The organism is Kitasatospora sp. NPDC054768 (assembly GCF_053612025.1).
On the sequence record NZ_JBSHBN010000013.1, the window covers coordinates 76516 to 93301 of the forward strand.

Annotated in this window: 11 protein-coding genes and 2 pseudogenes; 8 read left to right on the forward strand and 5 right to left on the reverse strand. The window is 74.2% G+C overall.

Annotation, left to right across the window (positions count from 1 at the left end; all coding sequences use genetic code 11):
• Positions 1–89: 89 nt before the first annotated feature.
• The 3 genes from ACWGKU_RS06360 to ACWGKU_RS06370 all read right to left on the reverse strand — a co-directional run bounded on the left by ACWGKU_RS06360 (position 90) and on the right by ACWGKU_RS06370 (position 4925).
• Positions 90–2384 (reverse strand): ATP-binding cassette domain-containing protein, encoded by a 2295-nt coding sequence (locus tag ACWGKU_RS06360; RefSeq protein WP_452178462.1) that lies wholly within the window; start codon positions 2382–2384, stop codon positions 90–92.
• Between the two features lie 187 nt (positions 2385–2571).
• Positions 2572–2913, reverse strand: coding sequence for a DUF5132 domain-containing protein (locus tag ACWGKU_RS06365; protein ID WP_401043354.1), 342 nt, complete (start codon positions 2911–2913; stop codon positions 2572–2574).
• A 311-nt stretch (positions 2914–3224) separates the two neighbouring features.
• Positions 3225–4925 carry a DUF885 domain-containing protein gene (locus ACWGKU_RS06370; protein ID WP_452178461.1) on the reverse strand — a complete coding sequence of 567 codons (1701 nt, stop codon included), beginning with the start codon at positions 4923–4925 and terminating at the stop codon, positions 3225–3227.
• Positions 4926–5277: 352 nt separating this feature from the next.
• On the opposite strand from ACWGKU_RS06370, the gene ACWGKU_RS06375 reads away from it, so the two are divergent.
• From ACWGKU_RS06375 to ACWGKU_RS06400, 6 genes are all read left to right on the forward strand, one after another.
• Complete coding sequence (locus ACWGKU_RS06375; RefSeq protein ID WP_452178460.1) at positions 5278–6312, forward strand: 3-oxoacyl-ACP synthase III family protein; 1035 nt, start codon at positions 5278–5280, stop codon at positions 6310–6312.
• Between the two features lie 87 nt (positions 6313–6399).
• Positions 6400–7995, forward strand: a complete 1596-nt coding sequence (locus ACWGKU_RS06380) for an ABC transporter substrate-binding protein (protein WP_452178459.1) — start codon at positions 6400–6402, stop codon at positions 7993–7995.
• 12 nt (positions 7996–8007) lie between these two features.
• Entirely contained in the window at positions 8008–8976 is a 969-nt protein-coding gene (locus ACWGKU_RS06385) for an ABC transporter permease (protein WP_452178458.1), read from the forward strand.
• 1 nt (position 8977) lies between these two features.
• On the forward strand, positions 8978–10849 hold the full coding sequence (locus tag ACWGKU_RS06390) for a dipeptide/oligopeptide/nickel ABC transporter permease/ATP-binding protein (protein WP_452178457.1): 1872 nt from the start codon (positions 8978–8980) through the stop codon (positions 10847–10849).
• Positions 10846–11622 carry an ABC transporter ATP-binding protein gene (locus ACWGKU_RS06395; protein WP_452178456.1) on the forward strand — a complete coding sequence of 259 codons (777 nt, stop codon included), beginning with the start codon at positions 10846–10848 and terminating at the stop codon, positions 11620–11622. Before ACWGKU_RS06390 ends, ACWGKU_RS06395 begins: the two co-directional genes overlap by 4 nt.
• Positions 11622–12926 carry an NAD(P)/FAD-dependent oxidoreductase gene (locus ACWGKU_RS06400; protein WP_452178455.1) on the forward strand — a complete coding sequence of 435 codons (1305 nt, stop codon included), beginning with the start codon at positions 11622–11624 and terminating at the stop codon, positions 12924–12926. Before ACWGKU_RS06395 ends, ACWGKU_RS06400 begins: the two co-directional genes overlap by 1 nt.
• On the opposite strand, the gene ACWGKU_RS06405 is transcribed toward ACWGKU_RS06400, so the two are convergent.
• Positions 12916–13998: an alpha/beta fold hydrolase gene (locus tag ACWGKU_RS06405; protein ID WP_452178454.1), complete on the reverse strand. Its 1083-nt coding sequence runs from the start codon at positions 13996–13998 to the stop codon at positions 12916–12918. The two genes, ACWGKU_RS06400 and ACWGKU_RS06405, sit on opposite strands and share 11 nt — an antisense overlap.
• A 172-nt stretch (positions 13999–14170) precedes the next feature.
• On the opposite strand from ACWGKU_RS06405, the gene ACWGKU_RS06410 reads away from it, so the two are divergent.
• Together ACWGKU_RS06410 and ACWGKU_RS06415 are read left to right on the forward strand one after the other, a co-directional pair.
• Positions 14171–15451: a metal-dependent hydrolase family protein gene (locus ACWGKU_RS06410; RefSeq protein WP_401055893.1), complete on the forward strand. Its 1281-nt coding sequence runs from the start codon at positions 14171–14173 to the stop codon at positions 15449–15451.
• Between the two features lie 216 nt (positions 15452–15667).
• Positions 15668–15821: pseudogene (locus tag ACWGKU_RS06415) on the forward strand (pirin family protein); the annotation flags it as partial.
• Positions 15822–16326: 505 nt separating this feature from the next.
• On the opposite strand, the pseudogene ACWGKU_RS06420 reads toward ACWGKU_RS06415, so the two are convergent.
• Positions 16327–16786, reverse strand: a pseudogene (locus ACWGKU_RS06420) (hypothetical protein); the annotation flags it as partial.

A 16786-nucleotide genomic window follows, 5' to 3' on the forward strand; every position in this document is an offset into this window, starting at 1 on the left:
AAGAATGGGCAGGCGTGTGCGCAGGGCACGCCGGGCCCCGCCGACCGCGGTGGCGTCACGCGGTCGGCGGGCGGGTGCTGCTGCTGTGGTCAGGCGGCGAGTTCGCCGGCCTGGAGCTGCCAGAGGGATGCGTAGAGTCCGTGCCGGGCGAGGAGTTCGTCGTGGGTGCCCTGTTCGGCGACCACGCCGCCCTTGTCCATGACGTAGATCCGGTCCGCGTGGCGGACGGTGGAGAGCCGGTGGGCGATGACGACCATGGTCCGCTCGGCCGCGAAACTCCGCAGGGTGCGCTGGATGGCGGCCTCGGTCTCGTTGTCCACGGCGGAGGTGGCCTCGTCGAGGACCACGACCGGTGAGTCCTTGAGGATCGCCCGGGCCAGGGCGATCCGCTGGCGCTGGCCGCCCGAGAGCGCGGCGCCGCGTTCGCCGATCAGGGTGTCGTAGCCGTCCGGCAGCGTCGCGACGAAGGCGTGCGCCTCGGCCATCATGGCCGCCTCGACCACGGCCTCGTCCGAGGCCCCGAAGCTGCCGTAGCGGATGTTGTCGGCGATGCTGCCGTCGAAGAGGAACGGGTCCTGGGCGACGAACCCGATCGCCTGGCGCAGGTCCCGGCGGGGCAGGTCGCGCACGTCCCGCCCGTCGAGCAGCACGCTGCCGGACTCCGCGTCCTGGAAGCGCATCAGCAGCTTGGCGACCGTCGTCTTGCCGGAGCCGGTGGCACCGACGAGGGCGGTGACCTGCCCGGCGGGGATGGTCAGCGAGAGGTCCTCCAGCACCGGCGGCCGGCCGGGGTAGGCGAAGGTCACGCCGTCGAGGACGACCTCGCCCCGTACCTTCCCGGTGTCGAGCGGTCCGCCGGTGCCCTCGGCCTCGACGGGCAGGGCGTGCAGCCGGTGGACCCGGTCGTAGGCGGCGAGCGTGCGCTGGTACTGGTCGACGATGCCGCCGAGCCGGTTCATCCGCAGCAGCACCATCTGGGGCAGCCCGATCAGCGGGCTGAACACCTCGAACGGCAGGCTTCCGTTGAGCACCGACCGACCGCCGATCAGCAGGGTGCCCGCCATCGAGCTGGTCGTGCAGACCCGGACGGTCTCGGCGTGCCGGATCGTGCTCCGGTCGGTCCGCTCATTGCTGTCCTGGGCCCGCGCGCTCAGCCGGTCGATGCGCTCGGCCTCGTAGTCCTCGGTGCAGAAGCTCTTGACGGTGGCGCCGGCCTCCAGGGTGTTCACCAGTTGGCTGTGTAGCCCGGCCCGGTCCTCCCCGGCGACGGCGTAGTCGGCGGTGACCTTCTCCTGGTAGCGGAGCGACAGCCAGGCGATGACCGGGATGGGCAGGAAGGCGATCCAGGCGATCTGCGGTGCCAGCAGCAGGAACACCGGCACCAGGATGGCCAGGCTGGTGCCCATCTGGAGCACGTCGTTGGCCGAGGTGGTGAAGAAGGCGCCCAGCTGGCGGACGTCGTCGGTGAGCACGCCGGCGATCCGGGTGGTCCGTTCGCCTTCCAGGTGCCGCAGTTCGAGGTGCTGGACGTGGTCGTACGTGCGGCTCCGCCAGTCGTGCTCGATGTCCTGGCCGAGTCGGCGCCACTGGAGGTTCGAGGAGTAGGAAAGGCCCGCGACGGCGGCACAGGCGACGGCCACCAGCCCTGCCAGGCCCCAGAGTTGGGCGGACGCGGTGGTCAGGCCGATGCGGACCAACGGCGCGGCCTCGCCCTTGATGAGGACCAGCGCGGTCCAGCCGAGGAAGGTGGCGAGCGCCATCTCCGCGACCTGGCAGGCGACCGAGAGCGCGGAGGCGCGGAAGAGTCGGCGCCGGTGCGGTCCGACGACCTCCAGCAGGGGGTGGCGTTCGGTTCCGGTCCCGGCCGGCTCGCCGGCCGTGTCGGCCGTTCCGCGCCAGGCCTTCCGAAGGACGGCCACGGTCGCGGTCGCGACCCCGCCGAGTGCCACCAGTTGCCTGCTCAGCGCCGACCCCCGGATCAGCGCGACGCCGGCCGCCACCCCGCCGCCGACGGCGAGGACCGGTCGCACGACGAGGCCGCGGTCCGGGCGCGGGGCCGGTGCGGCGGGCCGCGCCGGCGCCGGGCGCACCGTCCCGGTCGGCCCCTCCAGGACCAGGGTGACGGCCCTGCGGACGATCCGGCCGACGTCCGCGGCGCGCACCCGCGCGTCGTGCCGGACGAGGACTCCACCGGTGACCGGACTCGCCTGCGCCTCGGTGATCCCGGGGACGCGCCGCAGGGCGGCGGCGAGGATCTCGGCCGTCCGGGGCCGTCCGAGGACCGGCTTGACGTCCCAGCGCTGGCGCCCCGGGATGACCGAGCGCGGGCGCACGTCCGAATCCACGGGAAGGTTCCCGGCCGCTGCGGCCAGCAGAGATGGCATGTGTACGATCACCTGTTTGCGGAGGTCGCGGATGGACCGTCACTGGGCATGACGGAGCACCGCGACGAATGGAAAGTCTGAAGGGAAAGCGATACGGCCGACAGGGCGGTGGTAGCTGCTCGGGCACATCTTCCGAGACCGGTCGAAACATGCGCCCGAGCGACTGATCGGTCCGCGGGGCGGAGCGTCAGGGCGTCTTGCCGGCGCCGGCGGTCGCGGTCGCGCGGATCTTCGGGGCCCTCGACTCGTGCTCGACCCGGTGGACGGGCTCGGTCTTCTCCTTGTGCGGGACGGGGCCCTCGGCGGCCCGGCGGTGCTCGTCGGCGGTGATCTGCGCTGCCACCATGTCGGCGGCCACCTCGGCCGCGAGGTCGTGGATGCCCTCTCCGGCCTCATGGGCCGCCTTCTTCACCTCCATGGCGATGCCGACGGACGTCTTGACGACGCCACGGACCAGCGGCTTGAGGAGCCGCTTGGCCAGCGGCGCGACGACGAGGCCGATCAGGAAGGGCGGTACTACGGGCGGCATGATGCTCCAACCTCTCTACGCAGACGGATGACAGGGGACCCCGGGGGCACTGCGAACTCCGGAGCACGCACAACAGGGCGGACGGAAGCACCCGTGTCCGAAATTCTTCGTTCCCGTGCCGGATTCCCTGCTGGGCCGAAAATTCCTCTCGGGGTCCACCGCCCGCTCCGCTGGCCACCGTAGTCGAGCCAGGTCCACCGAGAGCAAACTTCCTTGGCAGATTTCACCCGTGCGAGTGCTTTAAATCCAATCCGCCTCCAAGGGTTTAAATATGCATACTCACCGAATAAGCCAATGATCCTATTTACATATCAGGTCCCGTCCTTAGCCCCTCGTTCCACCCGTCGGCGCAGCACGGGGAACGGCAGCCCGCCACCACCCAGCACGGCCTCGTGGAAGGTCCGCACCTCGAAACCGGCCCCCTTCTCGGCCTCCGCCCGGGCCCGCAACCGAACGAACTCCAGGTAGCCCGCACGGTAGGAGAGCGCCTGCCCGGGCAGGTCCGTCGCGTAGCGCAGCAGGTCCGAGGCGATCTGGCCGTCCGCCTCGGTGGAGTTGGCGCGCATGAAGTCCCGGGCCTGCTCCAGGCTCATCGTCCCGAGGTTGAGCCCGGTGTCCACGACGAGGCGCTGCGCGGTGAATCGCTCCTGCGCAAGGCGCCCGTAGGCGTCCCAGGGGTCGTCGTAGAGGCCCATCTCCCAGCCGAGGCCCGCCGCGTACTCGGCCCAGCCCTCGTTGAAGGCGCCGAACTCGGCCACCTCACGACGCAGTTGCGGCAGCACGCGGTTCTCGGCCTGCCGGGCGAGGTGGAAGTGGTGCCCGGGGGCCAGCTCGTGGTGGATCAGGGAGGCCGCGCCGATCAGCGAGCGCCCTTCCAGACCGGAACCGTTGTAGCGGTAGCGCCCGATCGGGGCGGCCGGAGTCGGCAGCTCGTAGTACCCGAAGGTCATCCCCGCCTCCAGCGCCGGATCCAGCCGCGCCAGTCCGTACGGCGCGGCCGGCAGCACCGCGAACCAGCGCGGCAGCAACGGGGCGAGCCGGTCGAGGTAGCCGCGATAGCGGGCCTCGACCTCCTCGGGAGTCCGCGCGTAGAGCCGGGGCTCGGTGCGCAGCCGCTCGTGGAACTCCCCCTCCGGGCCGTGGAATCCGAGGGCGACGCGGACCTCCCGCATCCGCTCGGCGAGCTCCCGGCACTGCTCCCGGCCGAGCTCGTGGAGCCGCTCGGGCGGCGTGTCGCCCCCGCTGTGGATCCGGACGAACTCCCGGTACGCCTCCTCCCCGCCCTCGTACCGCGCCCAGCCGACGGCCCGCGGTGCCTCCCGCAGGTAGTCCGGGTCGTCGAGGACGGCGAGCAGGCCGTCGAAGACCGGGGCCAACTCCGCCTCCACCAGCCGCCGCACCCCGTCCCGGAGTCGGCCCCGGACGGCCGGGCCGAGCCCGCCGAGCCGGCCGTCGTCCACCGCCACCCGACGCGTCACGGAGCTCCGCAGGCCGACGACGGTGGTGCGTGCGCCGGCCAGGGCCGGGGCCGGCACCCGGAAACCGCGGGCGGCCTGTTCCGCCGTCTTGTCGACGATCGAGCCGACCGCCCGGGCGAGCTGGTGCAGCAGCGACAAATACCGCTCGACGTCGGACGGTTCGACGAACCGGAAGGGGCACAGGACCGCGTCGACGTACTGCGACAGCGGGAACAGCCGGTACGGCGTGGCCGCGGGCGTCAGCCCGTAGCAGCGGTGGGCGCGCACCTCCTGCTCGGCCAACCCCGCGAGGAATCCGACGGTGTCGGCATCGGTACCGGACAGCTCCGCGCCGTCGAGCGTCCGCGCCCGGGCCAGCACCTCCTCGGCGAACCGCGCCCGCTCCTCGGCCTCGGCGGGCGACACTCCGGGGAGCGTCTCGACCGGGAGCCCCTGGCGGACTCTCAGCAGTGGATCGCGCTCCAGCAGGAACTCCCAGTAGCGATCCGCCAGATGGCTCGTCGCCCGGCCCGGCTCGTTCGTCCTCGCGCTCATGCGGCCAGTGTGGCGGTGACGGGTCGGCCGCCCTGCCCGGTCGGCGAAACAGCAGCCGCAGTATCCCTCGAACGGATGAGGCGGCGGGTTTCGCCCCCGACCCGTACGGAAGCCGACCGCATCAACCGGAGCGCCGGGATATCACCGTGCGCACGGACGTTCTGATGAGCTTACTTGTCCCTGGTCGGCGCGCCAGGAGGGTCCCGCATGCGTGCGCCGCATCCGGTTTCCGGGATCGCGGCGCCCTCATCACCCGGACCGCCCGACGTAGCGTGCTCGGCGACCCCTGCGCCTCCGGCCGCTGCCACACCGCCCCGGAGGTCCTGATCGCGCCCGAGCGGAGCACCGTCGCATGACCGTCACCCAGGACAAGCCCCTGCACCACCACACCGGCGCGGGGCTACCCGCCCCGTTCGCCGTCGCGGGGACCGGGGTGCACCTGCCCCCGACCGTCGTCACCAACGAGCAGCTGACCCGCTCCCTCGACACCAGCGACGCATGGATCACCAGCCGCACCGGCATCCGTGAACGCCGCCGCCTGGCCCCGGAGCTGGCCACCTCCGACATGTGCGTCGACGCCGCACACCAGGCCCTGGACGCGGCGGGCACCGCCCCCGCCCAGTTGGACGCGGTGATCGTCGCCACCTACACCTGGGACCAGCCCCTGCCCTCAACCGCACTGATCGTCAAGGACGCCCTGGGCGCCCACCGAGCCCTGTCCCTGGACGTCACCCAGGCGGCCTGCGCATCCGGCGTCCAGGCCGTACTGATCGCCGCCCACCTCCTCCAGAACCCTTCCATCACCACCATCCTGGTCCTCGCCGCCGACTGCGCCTCCAGGATCACCGACCCCACGGACCGCACCACCGGCGTCTTCTTCGGCGACGCCGCGGCCGCCGTCGTGCTCACCCGCTCCGAGACCGCCGGCGCGGGCCTGCTCTCCTACGACCTGGGCTCCCAGCTCTCCTACGACGTCCAGGTCCCGGCCGGCGGCTCCCGGCTGCCCACCAGCACGGCCACCCTGGCCGCCGGCGCGCACTACCTGCGCATGGACGGCCGCTCCGTCTGGAACACCGCCACCACCCGCCTGCCCGAGAGCATCACCAGCGCCGCCCGGCAGGCCGGTGTGCCGCTCGACGAGATCCGGCACTTCTTCCTGCACCAGGCCAACCTGAACCTCCTCGCCGAAACCGTGAAGGCCATGGGCGTCCCTCGGGAGCGCGTCCCCGTCACCGTCGACCGGCTCGGCAACACCGGTTCGGCCGGCCTGTTCACCGCGCTCCACTCCACCGTCACCGCGGGCGGCCTGCGACCGGGCGACACCTACGTCCTGTCCGGGATCGGCGCGGGCTTCCAGTGGGGCACCCTCTGCCTCCGGCACGCCTGACCCCGATCACCGTGTCACATTCGAACACTCTTACTGCGCAAGCGAGTTGACTCGCCAGTGGCAGAACTCGGTGGCACCATGACGCCCATGCCCCGTCGTACTCCGCCGCCCGTCCGGACGGCCACCGCCACCGTCCTGGCCGCCGCGGTGACCCTCGCGATGACCGGCTGCGGGGGCACGGCCCGCCCCTCGACGAGCACCCCGCTCGTCGAACACGGCACCGTCCGGATCGCCGTGTCCAGCGAGACGCCGAGCTTCGACCCGTACTCGACCTTCGGCGCCGCCCAGGCCCGCTACGCCTACGACTCGCTGGTCTCCCTCGCCCCCGACGGCACCGTGGTCCCCGGCCTGGCCACGTCCTGGCAGGCCTCCACCACCACGGCCACCTTCACCCTCCGCCCGGGGATCACCTGCTCCGACGGCACCCCCCTCACCGCCTCCGCGGTGGCCCGGGCACTGACGTACGCGGGGGACCCGGCCAACCAGCTCGCCGGCGCCCAGACCGTCCTGCCCGACGTCCCCTTCACCGCGACCGCCGACGACCCGGCCGGCACGGTGTCGGTCGGCGCCACCGCCCCCTTCCCGTTCCTCACCCGCACCGTCGGCCTGCTGCCGATCGTCTGCCCCGCCGGGCTCGACCGCCCCCGGTCGCTCGACCGCGCCACCCAGGGCACCGGCCCGTACGTCCTGAGCCGCTACTCCCCCGGCGGGCCGTACGAGTTCACCGTCCGCGAGGGCTACACCTGGGGCCCGGCCGGCGCGACCACCGCGGCGCCCGGCCTCCCGGCCCGCATCGTCATCTCGGTGGTGCCCCAGGCCTCCACCACCGCCAACCTGCTGCTCACCGGGGGCGTCGACATCGCGGACGTGAACGGGCCGGACCGCGCCCGGCTCACCGGCCACGGCCTGTCCGCCACCGACGTGCCGACCGTCGTCGGGATGACCTTCTTCAACCAGCGCCCCGGCCGCCCGCTGGCCGACCCCGCGCTGCGCCGGGCCCTGGTGTCCGCGCTCGACCGCCAGGGGCTCGCCAACGTCGCCGTCGGCGGCACCGGCCGCCCGGCCGGCGACTTCGGCGCCGAGGGCGCCGTCTGCCACGCCGACCTCGCCACCGCCAACCTGCCCACCCAGGACGCCGTCGAAGCGCTGCGGGCCGCCGGCTGGACCCGCGGCCCGGACGGCCGGTTGGCCAAGGACGGCCGACCGCTGCGGCTGCGCCTGATCACCAGCCCGGACCTCGGACCGACCCTGCCGCCCGCCGCCGAGCTGATGGCCCGGACCTGGACGGCACTCGGCGCCGACGTCAAGCTGGTCACCGAGAGCCTGCCCGCGCTCGTCAACGCCATGTACCGGACCGGCGACTTCGACGTGGTGGTCGGCACCTCGCCGGGCTTCGCCCTGCCGGTCGGCTTCATCCCGTTCTTCTCCGGCCCCACCCCCGCCCAGGGCCTCAACTTCGCGGGCGTCACCAACCCCGAGTACGACTCCCTGGTCGCCCAGGCCCTCCGGGAGCAGGACACCGAAGGCTGCGGCACCTGGAACCGGGCCGCCGCCGCGCTGTTCCGCGCGGCGGACGCCCTGCCGATCGCGGACGGCCGGAGCACCGTGTACGGCCGGAGCACCACCTTCGCCACCACCTTCGGCGGCCAACTCGTCCCCACCAGCATCCGCCTCCACCAGTGATCGGTGGCCTCCGTGTCCTTGCCCCACCTGCTCCGGCGCCCCTGGGCGGCCTTCCTCGGCCGCCGCACCGCCCGGCTGCTCCTCTCCCTCGGGGTCGTGCTCACCGCGTCGTTCGCGATGATCCGCCTCGTCCCCGGCGACCCGGTCCGCGCCGCCCTCGGAGTCGACGCCGCCCCCGCCCTGGTCGCCGCACGCCGACACCGACTCGGGCTCGACGTGCCGTTCCCGGCCCAGTTCCGGCACTACCTGGGCAGCCTCGTGCACGGCGATCTCGGCACCTCGCTGGTCACCGGGACACCGGTCGCGGAGCTGGTCCGCACCCGGCTGCCGGCCACCCTGGAGATCGCCGGTCTGGCCTTCCTCGTCACCCTCGCCGTCGCCCTGCCCGGCGGACTGCTCGCCGCCGTCCGCACCCGCGACGGCCGCCACCCCCGCAGCGAACTGGCGTTCACGGCAGTGACCGCCGGGCTGGCCGGAGTGCCGGACTTCGTCCTGGCCGCCGGACTCACCGCGCTCCTGGGCGTTGGCCTCCAACTGCTCCCGGTGGCCGGCGCGGCGGGCGCCGAGTCCTTCGTGCTGCCGGTCCTCGCGCTCTCCCTCGCACCCACGGCCGTCCTGGTGCGCATCGTCCGGGTGGAGGCGCTGAAGGTGCTGGGCGAGGACTACCTGCGCACGGCCCGGAGCAAACGGCTGTCCCCCGCCCGCCGCTACCTGCGGCACGCGGCGCCGAACATGGCGACCGCCGCGCTCACCGTCGCCGGGAGCCTGCTGCCCGCCATGATCGCCGGCACGGTGCTGGTCGAGAAGGTGTTCGCCTGGCCCGGCATCGGCTCGGCGATGGCCCAGTCCGTGGTCTCCCAGGACTACCCGGTGATCCAGGCGATGGTGCTGATCCTGGGCTCCGCCGTGCTGCTCTCCGGCCTCCTGGTCGATGTGCTGCTGGCGCTGCTGGACCCTCGTTCGACGATCCGGGAGAGCTGATATGCCCCTTCCCACCCGGTACCTCCGCTCACCGATGGCCTGGCTCCCGGCGATCATGCTGACCTCGCTGGTCGTGCTCGCGCTGGCCGGCCCGCTCCTCTGGGGAGCGGCGGCCGAGCTCCCCGATCCGTCCGCGGTGCTGCACGGCCCCTCCGCGGCACACCCCTTCGGCACCGACAACCTCGGGCGGGACGTGCTCGCCCGCGTCCTGACGGCCACCCGGCCCTCCCTGCTGCTCGCGCTGGCAGCGGTCCTGCTCGGCGCGACCATGGGCGTCCTCCTCGGCGCGGCCACCGCCGTGGTCGGCCGTCGTGCCCGCCGACTGCTCGCCGCGCTGATCAATCTGCTGCTCGCCTTCCCCGCGCTGCTGGTCGCGATGTTCCTCGCGGTCGTGTTCGGCGCGGGCGCCGGCGGGGCGACGCTCGCCCTCGCCGTCGCGGCGGTGCCCGGCTTCGCCCGACTCGCCCAGACCCTCGCCGCCGCCGTCGCGGGCACCGACCACCTGGCCGCGGCCCGGGTCCTCGGCCTGCGCCGGCACCGGCTGCTGTGGCGGCACGTCCTGCCCAACATCGCCGAGCCGCTGCTGCTGAGCACCACCACGGCCGCGGGCACCGCCCTCGTCGCGCTCGCCGGGCTGAGCTTCCTCGGCCTGGGCGTCCAACCGCCCGGCTACGACTGGGGTCAGCTGCTCAACCAGGGACTCGACCGCATCTACGCCGACCCCCTGCCCGCACTCGCCCCCGGCCTGGCCGTCCTCTACGCGGCGGTGGCCTTCCAACTGCTCGGCGAGGCCCTGGCCGGAGGCGTCGCCCGGCGCAGCCCCGCACCCCCTACGCCCGCACCCCCTACGCCCGCGCCACCGCCCGCCCCGAGCGGGCCCGCCGAGGACGGTCCGGTGCTCCAGGTCGAGGACCTCACCGTCGAACTCCCCACCCCGGAGGGGGTGATCCGGCCGGTGCGCGGCGTGAGCCTGTCCCTGCGCGCCGGCGAGATCGTCGGGCTCGTCGGCGAGTCCGGCTCCGGCAAGTCGCTCACCGCACTCGCCGTCGCCGACCTGCTCCCGGACCGGGCCCGGGTCTCCCGGCGGACCCTGCGCCTGCTCGGCACCGACCTCGCCGCCCTGACGCCGAAGGAGCGCGAGCACCACCTCGCGACCGGCCTGGCGGTGATCTTCCAGAACCCGGCCTCGGCGCTGAACCCCTCGCTGCGCATCGCCACCCAGCTCACCGAGACCGTCCGGGCGCACCGCGGCGCCGGCCGTGCCCAGGCATCGGCGGAGGCCTCCGCCGCCCTGGAGCGGGTGGCCCTGCCCCCGGCCGTGCTGCGGGCACGCCCCCACCAGCTCTCCGGCGGCCAGCGCCAGCGGGTGCTGATCGCCGCCGGGCTGATGGTGCGTCCGGGTCTGATCATCGCCGACGAGCCGACCACCGCGCTGGACGTCACGGTGCAGCGGCAGATCACCCGGCTGCTCTCCGACATCCGACGGGACACCTCCGCCGCCGTCCTGTTCATCAGCCACGACGTCGCGCTGGTGGGCGAGTTCTGCGACCGCGTCCTGGTGATGTACGCGGGGACCATCGTCGAGTCCCTGCCCGCCGACCGGCTCGCGTGCGGCACCCGGCACCCCTACACCCGGGCCCTGGTCGCGTCGGTGCCGGACCTCGCGGCGGACCGCGACCGGCCGCTGCCCACGGTGGAGGGCACACCGCCCGACCCGCTGGCGCCCGCCCCGGGCTGCCCGTTCGAGCCCCGCTGCCCGCGTCGCCGGGGCAACTGCGCCGAGCAGGCCCCACCACTGGAGGACCTCGACGCGGTCCACCAGGTGGCCTGCTGGTACCCGGTGCCGGTGACGGCGGAGGTGGTCACGCCATGACCGTCCTTCAGCTCTCCGACCTCACCGTCCGCCACCACAGCCCGCACGGCCCGGTCGCCGCCGTCGACGGGGTCTCGCTGGAGATCCCGGCCGGCACGACACTCGGGCTCGTGGGCGAGTCCGGCTCCGGGAAGTCGAGCCTGGCCCGCGCGATCGTCGGCCTCACGCCCGTGCACGGGGGCCGGGTGCTGCTCGACGGCCGGGAGGTCCGGGTCCGTACGATCGGCGACCGGCGTCGGCTCGGCCGCCTGGTCCAGATCGTGCTCCAGGACCCGGACACCGCGCTGGATCCCCGGATGACCGTCCGCGGGACACTCCTCGAAGCGGCCACCGCGTTCCACCGGCTCGACCGACGGGCCCGGGCCGAGCGCGTCCCCGCCCTGCTCGAACTCGTCGGCCTGGACCCCCGGTTCGCGGACCGTCTGCCCCGGCAGCTGTCCGGCGGCCAACGCCAGCGAACCGCCATCGCACGTGCCCTGGCGGTCGAGCCCGGGCTGCTGATCGCCGACGAGATCACCTCGGCACTCGACGTCTCGGTGCAGGCCTCCGTCCTCAACACGATCCGCGACCTCCAGCGGCGGCTCGGCCTGTCGATGCTGTTCATCGGCCACAACCTGCCCGCGGTCTGCCACGTCTCCGACACGGTGGCGGTCATGCGGCACGGCCGGATCGTCGAGACCGCCCCCACCGAGGTCCTGTTGCGGAATCCGCGGCACCCGTACACTCGGACGCTGCTCGACTCCGTCCCCCGCCTACCCTCTCGAAGGTCCTGATGACCAGTCGCCAACCGGACGTCGTGGTGGTCGGAGCCGGAGTGATCGGTGCCGCCGTCGCGCTCGAACTCGCCCGCACCGGGCGGCAGGTGGCCGTCGTGGACAAGGCGGGCGCCGCCGGCCACGGCTCCACCAGCGCCTCCAGTGCGATCATCCGGTTCAACTACTCCACCTTCGCCGGCGTGGCCACGGCCTGGGAGGCGCAGCACCTCTGGACGTCCTGGCCCGACCACCTGCGGCTCACCGGCCACCGCCCGCTCGCGGCCTTCCACCGCACCGGCGCCGTACTGCTCGACTCCCCCGCCGTCGCACCGTCCGAGGCAGCCGCCCTGTTCGACCGCGCCGGAGTCCGGTACGAGCGGTGGGACGCCCCGACGCTGCGCGCGCGCCTTCCCGGGATCGATCCCGGGCGGTACTGGCCGCCGAAGCCGGTGGACGACGACGCCTTCTTCGCCGACCCGTCCGGCGAGCTCGGCGCCCTGTACACCCCGGACGCCGGGTACGTCGACGACCCGCAGCTCGCCGCCCGGAACCTCGCCGACGCGGCGGCCGGACTGGGCGCACGCTTCCTGTTCCACCACACCGTCGTGGCCGTCGACCGGCGCGCGGACCGGGTGGCGGGCATCCGGCTGGCCGACGGAACGCGGATCGCCGCGCCGGTCGTGGTCAACGCCGCCGGCCCGTGGTCCGGAGGCCTCAACCGGCTGGCCGGCGTCGGCGACGACTTCACGATCGGCGTCCGCCCGCTGCGCGAGGAGGTCCACCAGGTCCCCGCCCCGAGCAGCCGCCCCATCGACCCCTTCCCCCTCGTCGCCGACCTCGACCTCGGCACCTACCTGCGGGCGGCTCCCGGCGGCCACCTCCTGGTCGGCGGCACCGAGCCGGACTGCGACCCGCACGAGTGGATCGACGACCCGGACGAAGCCGACCCCCGCCCGACCGCCCGCCGCTTCCGGGCCCAGGTGACCAGGGCCGCCCGCCGCTTCCCGGACCTCGGCGTCCCCAACCGGCCCGTCGGGATCGCCGGCGTGTACGACGTCGCCGACGACTGGACCCCGATCTACGACCGCACCGCGCTGGACGGCTACTACGTCGCCATGGGGACGAGCGGCAACCAGTTCAAGAACGCCCCGCTGGTGGGCCGCTTCCTCGCCACCCTGATCGACCGGATCGAGGCCGGCCACGACCACGACCGCTCACCCCTCTGTCACCGCTGCGAGCACACCGGCAACGTCGTGGACCTGGGCGCCTTCTCCCGCCGGCGCCCCACCCGGGCGGACTCCGCGCGGACGGTCATGGGTTGAGCGCCCGCAGCTCCCGCACCAGGTCCGCGACCACCCCCGCCACGAACCCGGGCGCCTCGCGCGGGAAGTCGTGGCCGGTGCCGTCCGGCGTGTGCACCAGCCGGGAGGCCGTCGACGCCGCCAGGTACCGGACCCTGCTCCGGAGGTAGAAGCGGCTCATCCGCTCGGCCTCGGCCGCGTCCCGGGCCCCGGCCAGCACCGCCTCACCGCCCGTGAGGTCCCGGGGTATCACCAGGACCAACAGCAGGTCGCCGAGGTCCCCGTCGTACACCACGGTCTGCCAGCCCACCCGGGCCAGGCCCGCCGGTGAGAGCTCCGCGAACACCGACGCGGCGGCGCAGCCCTGGCCGGTGCGGCCACCGGGGCCGCGATGGGCGCCGAACAGCTGCCGCACCGCGGCCGAGACGGCCTCGCGACGCATGCGCGCGAGCTGCCGGTTGGCCGGCGCGAAGGCGATGACCTCCAGGGGTGTCGGGTCCAGCAGCACGAGCCCGGCCACCAGGTCCGGCCGCCGTCTGGCCGCGTTCGCGACCAGCAGCCCGCCGAAGGAGTGGCCGACGAACACGTACGGGCCCCGCTCCCCCGCCCGCTCCAGCGCCGCCAGCAGCTCCTCCGCCTCGGCGGCCGTCGTCCGGGGGAAGGGCCCGACCTCGCTCCAACCCGTGCCGAACCGGTCGACCAGCACCGAGCGGGTCGAGGCCGCCAGCATGGCGTGCAGCTGCCCGAACTCCGCTCCCGGCGTGTGTCCACCCGGCATCCAGACCACCGTCGGCCCGTCACCGGCCTCCCCCTCGGCGAGGACGTGCATCCGGTGTCCGCCCACGTCGACCAGCCGCCCGGGCGGCGGATGCGCCCCCGCCTCGCGGGCCACCAGCACCAGGTGCCGGACGGCCCCGGCCGCCAGCACGACACCGAGAGCCAAGGCCACAGCGCCGAGCGCCACCGCCCAGTCCGTGCCGAGCCGAAGGAGGACACCACCCACCACTGCCACCACCAGCGCGGCCGGCACGCCCGTCCAGTCCCGGCTCAGCAGCGCGAGCAGGAAGTTCGCCACCCGTCCGTCCCGGTGCATCGGCCCTCCGTGACAGCAGCATCCGACAACCGACCCCTGTCCGTCTTCTTCCCCCTCTGCCCGTACCCTCACCCGGCGACCGCCCGAGCGCACCCGCTTCGGAAGGTCACCGGCACTGCTCCATTCGGGGTGCCCTCTGGTGATGGCCCCTCGACCGGTCGAGGATGACGGCATGGATGTCGACAACTCCGGTGCCGGATTGCTGGTGACCAACGTCCGCGTCTTCGACGGAATCGGCGCGGAGGCGGTGCCGGGACATGTCCGTGTCGAGCGGGACAGGATCGCGGACGTGGTGCTGGGCACCCCGTCCCCGCTCAGCGCCCGCGGGGCGCGGGTGCTCGACGGCGGAGGCCGCACGCTCATCCCGGGGCTCACCGACGCCCACGTCCACCTGTTCGCGATCGGCGGCACCATGGCGGAGCTGCAACTCGGACCGACCGGCACCGTGTACTACCAGGCCCTGGCCTCGGCCCGCGACATGCTGATGCGCGGCTTCACCACCGTCCGGGACATGGCCGGCGACACCGAACCGCTACGGCGGGTCCTCGACCGCGGGCTGTTCCCGGGCCCGCGGATCTACCCGAGCCAGGCAGCCGTCTCCCAGACCTCCGGGCACGGCGACTTCGGGGCCGTCCACGACACCCCGACCGCGTTCGGCGGTCCGCAGGCCCGCACCGAACGGATCGGGTTCACCCGGGTGGCCGACGGACCGGAACGGGTGCTCGCGGCGGTACGCGAGCAGCTGAGGAAGGGCGCCGCACAGGTCAAGCTGATGGCCGGCGGGGGCGTCGTCTCCGAGTTCGACCCGCTGGACGTGCTGCAGTTCACCACCCCGGAACTGGAGGCGGCGGTCGCCGCGGCCACCGACTGGGGCACCTACGTGACCGCGCACGTCTACACCTCCGAGGGCGTGCGCCGCGCGGTGGACGCCGGGGTGCGCTGCATCGAGCACGGCCACCTCGTCGACGAGGCCACCGTCCGCCACCTCGCGCAGAAGCACGTGTGGCTGAGCACCCAGCCGTTCGAGGTCGACGACCACCACTACGCCTCCCCGGACAGCACCCGCAAGAACCGCGAGGTGTGCGAGGGCGTCGCCCGCGTCTTCGACTGGGCACTCCGCCACGGCGTGCGGCTCGCCTTCGGCACCGACCTGGTCTTCGACCCCGCGAAGGCCGACCGGCAGATCCAGATGCTCGTCCGGCTCGGCCGGTACCTCAGCCCGGTCGACGCCCTGAAGCTGGCCACCTCCGGCAACGCCGAGCTCTTCCGCATGTCCGGTCGCCGCGACCCCTACCGCGCGGCGCCGCTCGGCGTCGTCGCGCCGGGAGCCTGGGCCGACCTCCTGGTCGTCGACGGCGACCCCACCACCGACCTGTCCGTCCTCGCCGACCCCCAACGCAACCTGCGCCTCATCGTCAAGGGCGGCGTCGTCCACAAGAACCAGCTCGACTGACCGGCCCACCCGGACACGGGCTCCGTCACGTGCGGGGTAGGGGCGCCGACCGCCGGGTGGGCCTTCGTGGTCAGTCCGCCCCGGGAGCGTTCGAGGGCCTGTTCGTGCGGCTCGCCGGCCGGGGCCCGGACGGGCCGACCGCGTGCTGGTGTGGGCGCAGGACCGTCGAGCGGTCCACCCAGCCTCTGACCTGGGAGGAACCGTGGATCGCGTGGTATGCGGTGGAACTTCACCGGCCGCACCCACGAGGACATCGTCCAGGCCCGCGAGGAGTGGCAGGCCCGCCACCGACCGCTTCGGCGCCGTCCAGGGCTACCCGGGCGACCGCCTCCCCGCCCCGGAACTCCCCGGCACCCCACTCAAGCCACGCGGACGCACCCGCCGACCTGCACCCTCGACGGACGGGGAGCCGGCCGCAGGATCAGGGACGCGCTCCCCACCTCCACACCCACGACCCCCTTCCGCGATCGGTCGCGGAGGGCGTCGAGCAGGGCCTCCAGGGCGTCCCGGTAGGCACGGTAAGCGCGGTAGCCGAGGCGACCGCCCCGCAGCGGCGGGGCCCGGACTGGCTCGTCGCCGAATCGGTCGGCGGGGGACACGGCCGTCGCCGCACTCGGCCCGGGCCTTTGGCGTGATCGTCCGGCACCACCGGGGTGCTCCCCCGGTCGAGCCGGACGGCGGCCACCGGGCTGCCGATGGACCCCGCGCAGCCGGTGACCAGTACGTTCTCCGTCCGAGGTGGATCGCTTCCCGGTCACCGGGTGCCCGATGGCGCCCGATGACCGGGAAGGACGTCCGTTCGCGCCCGGGCGGTCCCCGGCAGGCACCCCGGCGGTACGGCCGGACTGCTCGGCCCGGCGACCGGGGCCGGCGGCTCAGGCCCGGCGGCGCCGGCGGAGCCAGAGCCCGGTGCCGACCAGCAGCACGGCCACGACGGCGGTGCCGGCGGCGGCCCAGGTGGCGGAGTCGGAGGTGTCGCGCTCGGAGGCGGAGCCGGAGGCCGCGGCCGGTGCGGAACCGGCGGGAGCGGGCTCGGACACCGTCCCGCCGGTGGGCACCGGGACGGGCCCGGCGTCCGTCCCCGTCGACGCGGCCGACGGCACACCGGTCGGGGGCGACGCGGCCGCCGTGCCGGCGGGCACCGGGTCGTCGATGACGGCGTCCGCCACGTCCAGTTCGCGCTGGGCGTGGCCGAGCGAGGGGAAGGCGCAGTCGACGGTCACCTGCCAGTGCCCGGCGGGCAGGATCTCCCGGGTGGTGTACGTCCCCGGGCGGCCCGGGACGCCGAGCAGTCGCAAGGGGCCCACCGTCCGGCCGTCCGCCGCGGTGGCGGAG

Excerpts from the sequence above, each read along its gene's own strand:
- ACWGKU_RS06410 (WP_401055893.1), top strand. The coding sequence starts at position 14,171 with ATGGATGTCGACAACTCCGGTGCCGGATTGCTGGTGACCAACGTCCGC.
- ACWGKU_RS06380 (WP_452178459.1), top strand. The coding sequence starts at position 6,400 with ATGCCCCGTCGTACTCCGCCGCCCGTCCGGACGGCCACCGCCACCGTC.
- ACWGKU_RS06375 (WP_452178460.1), top strand. The coding sequence starts at position 5,278 with ATGACCGTCACCCAGGACAAGCCCCTGCACCACCACACCGGCGCGGGG.
- ACWGKU_RS06390 (WP_452178457.1), top strand. The coding sequence starts at position 8,978 with ATGCCCCTTCCCACCCGGTACCTCCGCTCACCGATGGCCTGGCTCCCG.
- ACWGKU_RS06400 (WP_452178455.1), top strand. The coding sequence starts at position 11,622 with ATGACCAGTCGCCAACCGGACGTCGTGGTGGTCGGAGCCGGAGTGATC.
- ACWGKU_RS06365 (WP_401043354.1), bottom strand. The coding sequence starts at position 2,913 with ATGCCGCCCGTAGTACCGCCCTTCCTGATCGGCCTCGTCGTCGCGCCG.
- ACWGKU_RS06370 (WP_452178461.1), bottom strand. The coding sequence starts at position 4,925 with ATGAGCGCGAGGACGAACGAGCCGGGCCGGGCGACGAGCCATCTGGCG.
- ACWGKU_RS06395 (WP_452178456.1), top strand. The coding sequence starts at position 10,846 with ATGACCGTCCTTCAGCTCTCCGACCTCACCGTCCGCCACCACAGCCCG.
- ACWGKU_RS06360 (WP_452178462.1), bottom strand. The coding sequence starts at position 2,384 with ATGCCATCTCTGCTGGCCGCAGCGGCCGGGAACCTTCCCGTGGATTCG.
- ACWGKU_RS06405 (WP_452178454.1), bottom strand. The coding sequence starts at position 13,998 with ATGCACCGGGACGGACGGGTGGCGAACTTCCTGCTCGCGCTGCTGAGC.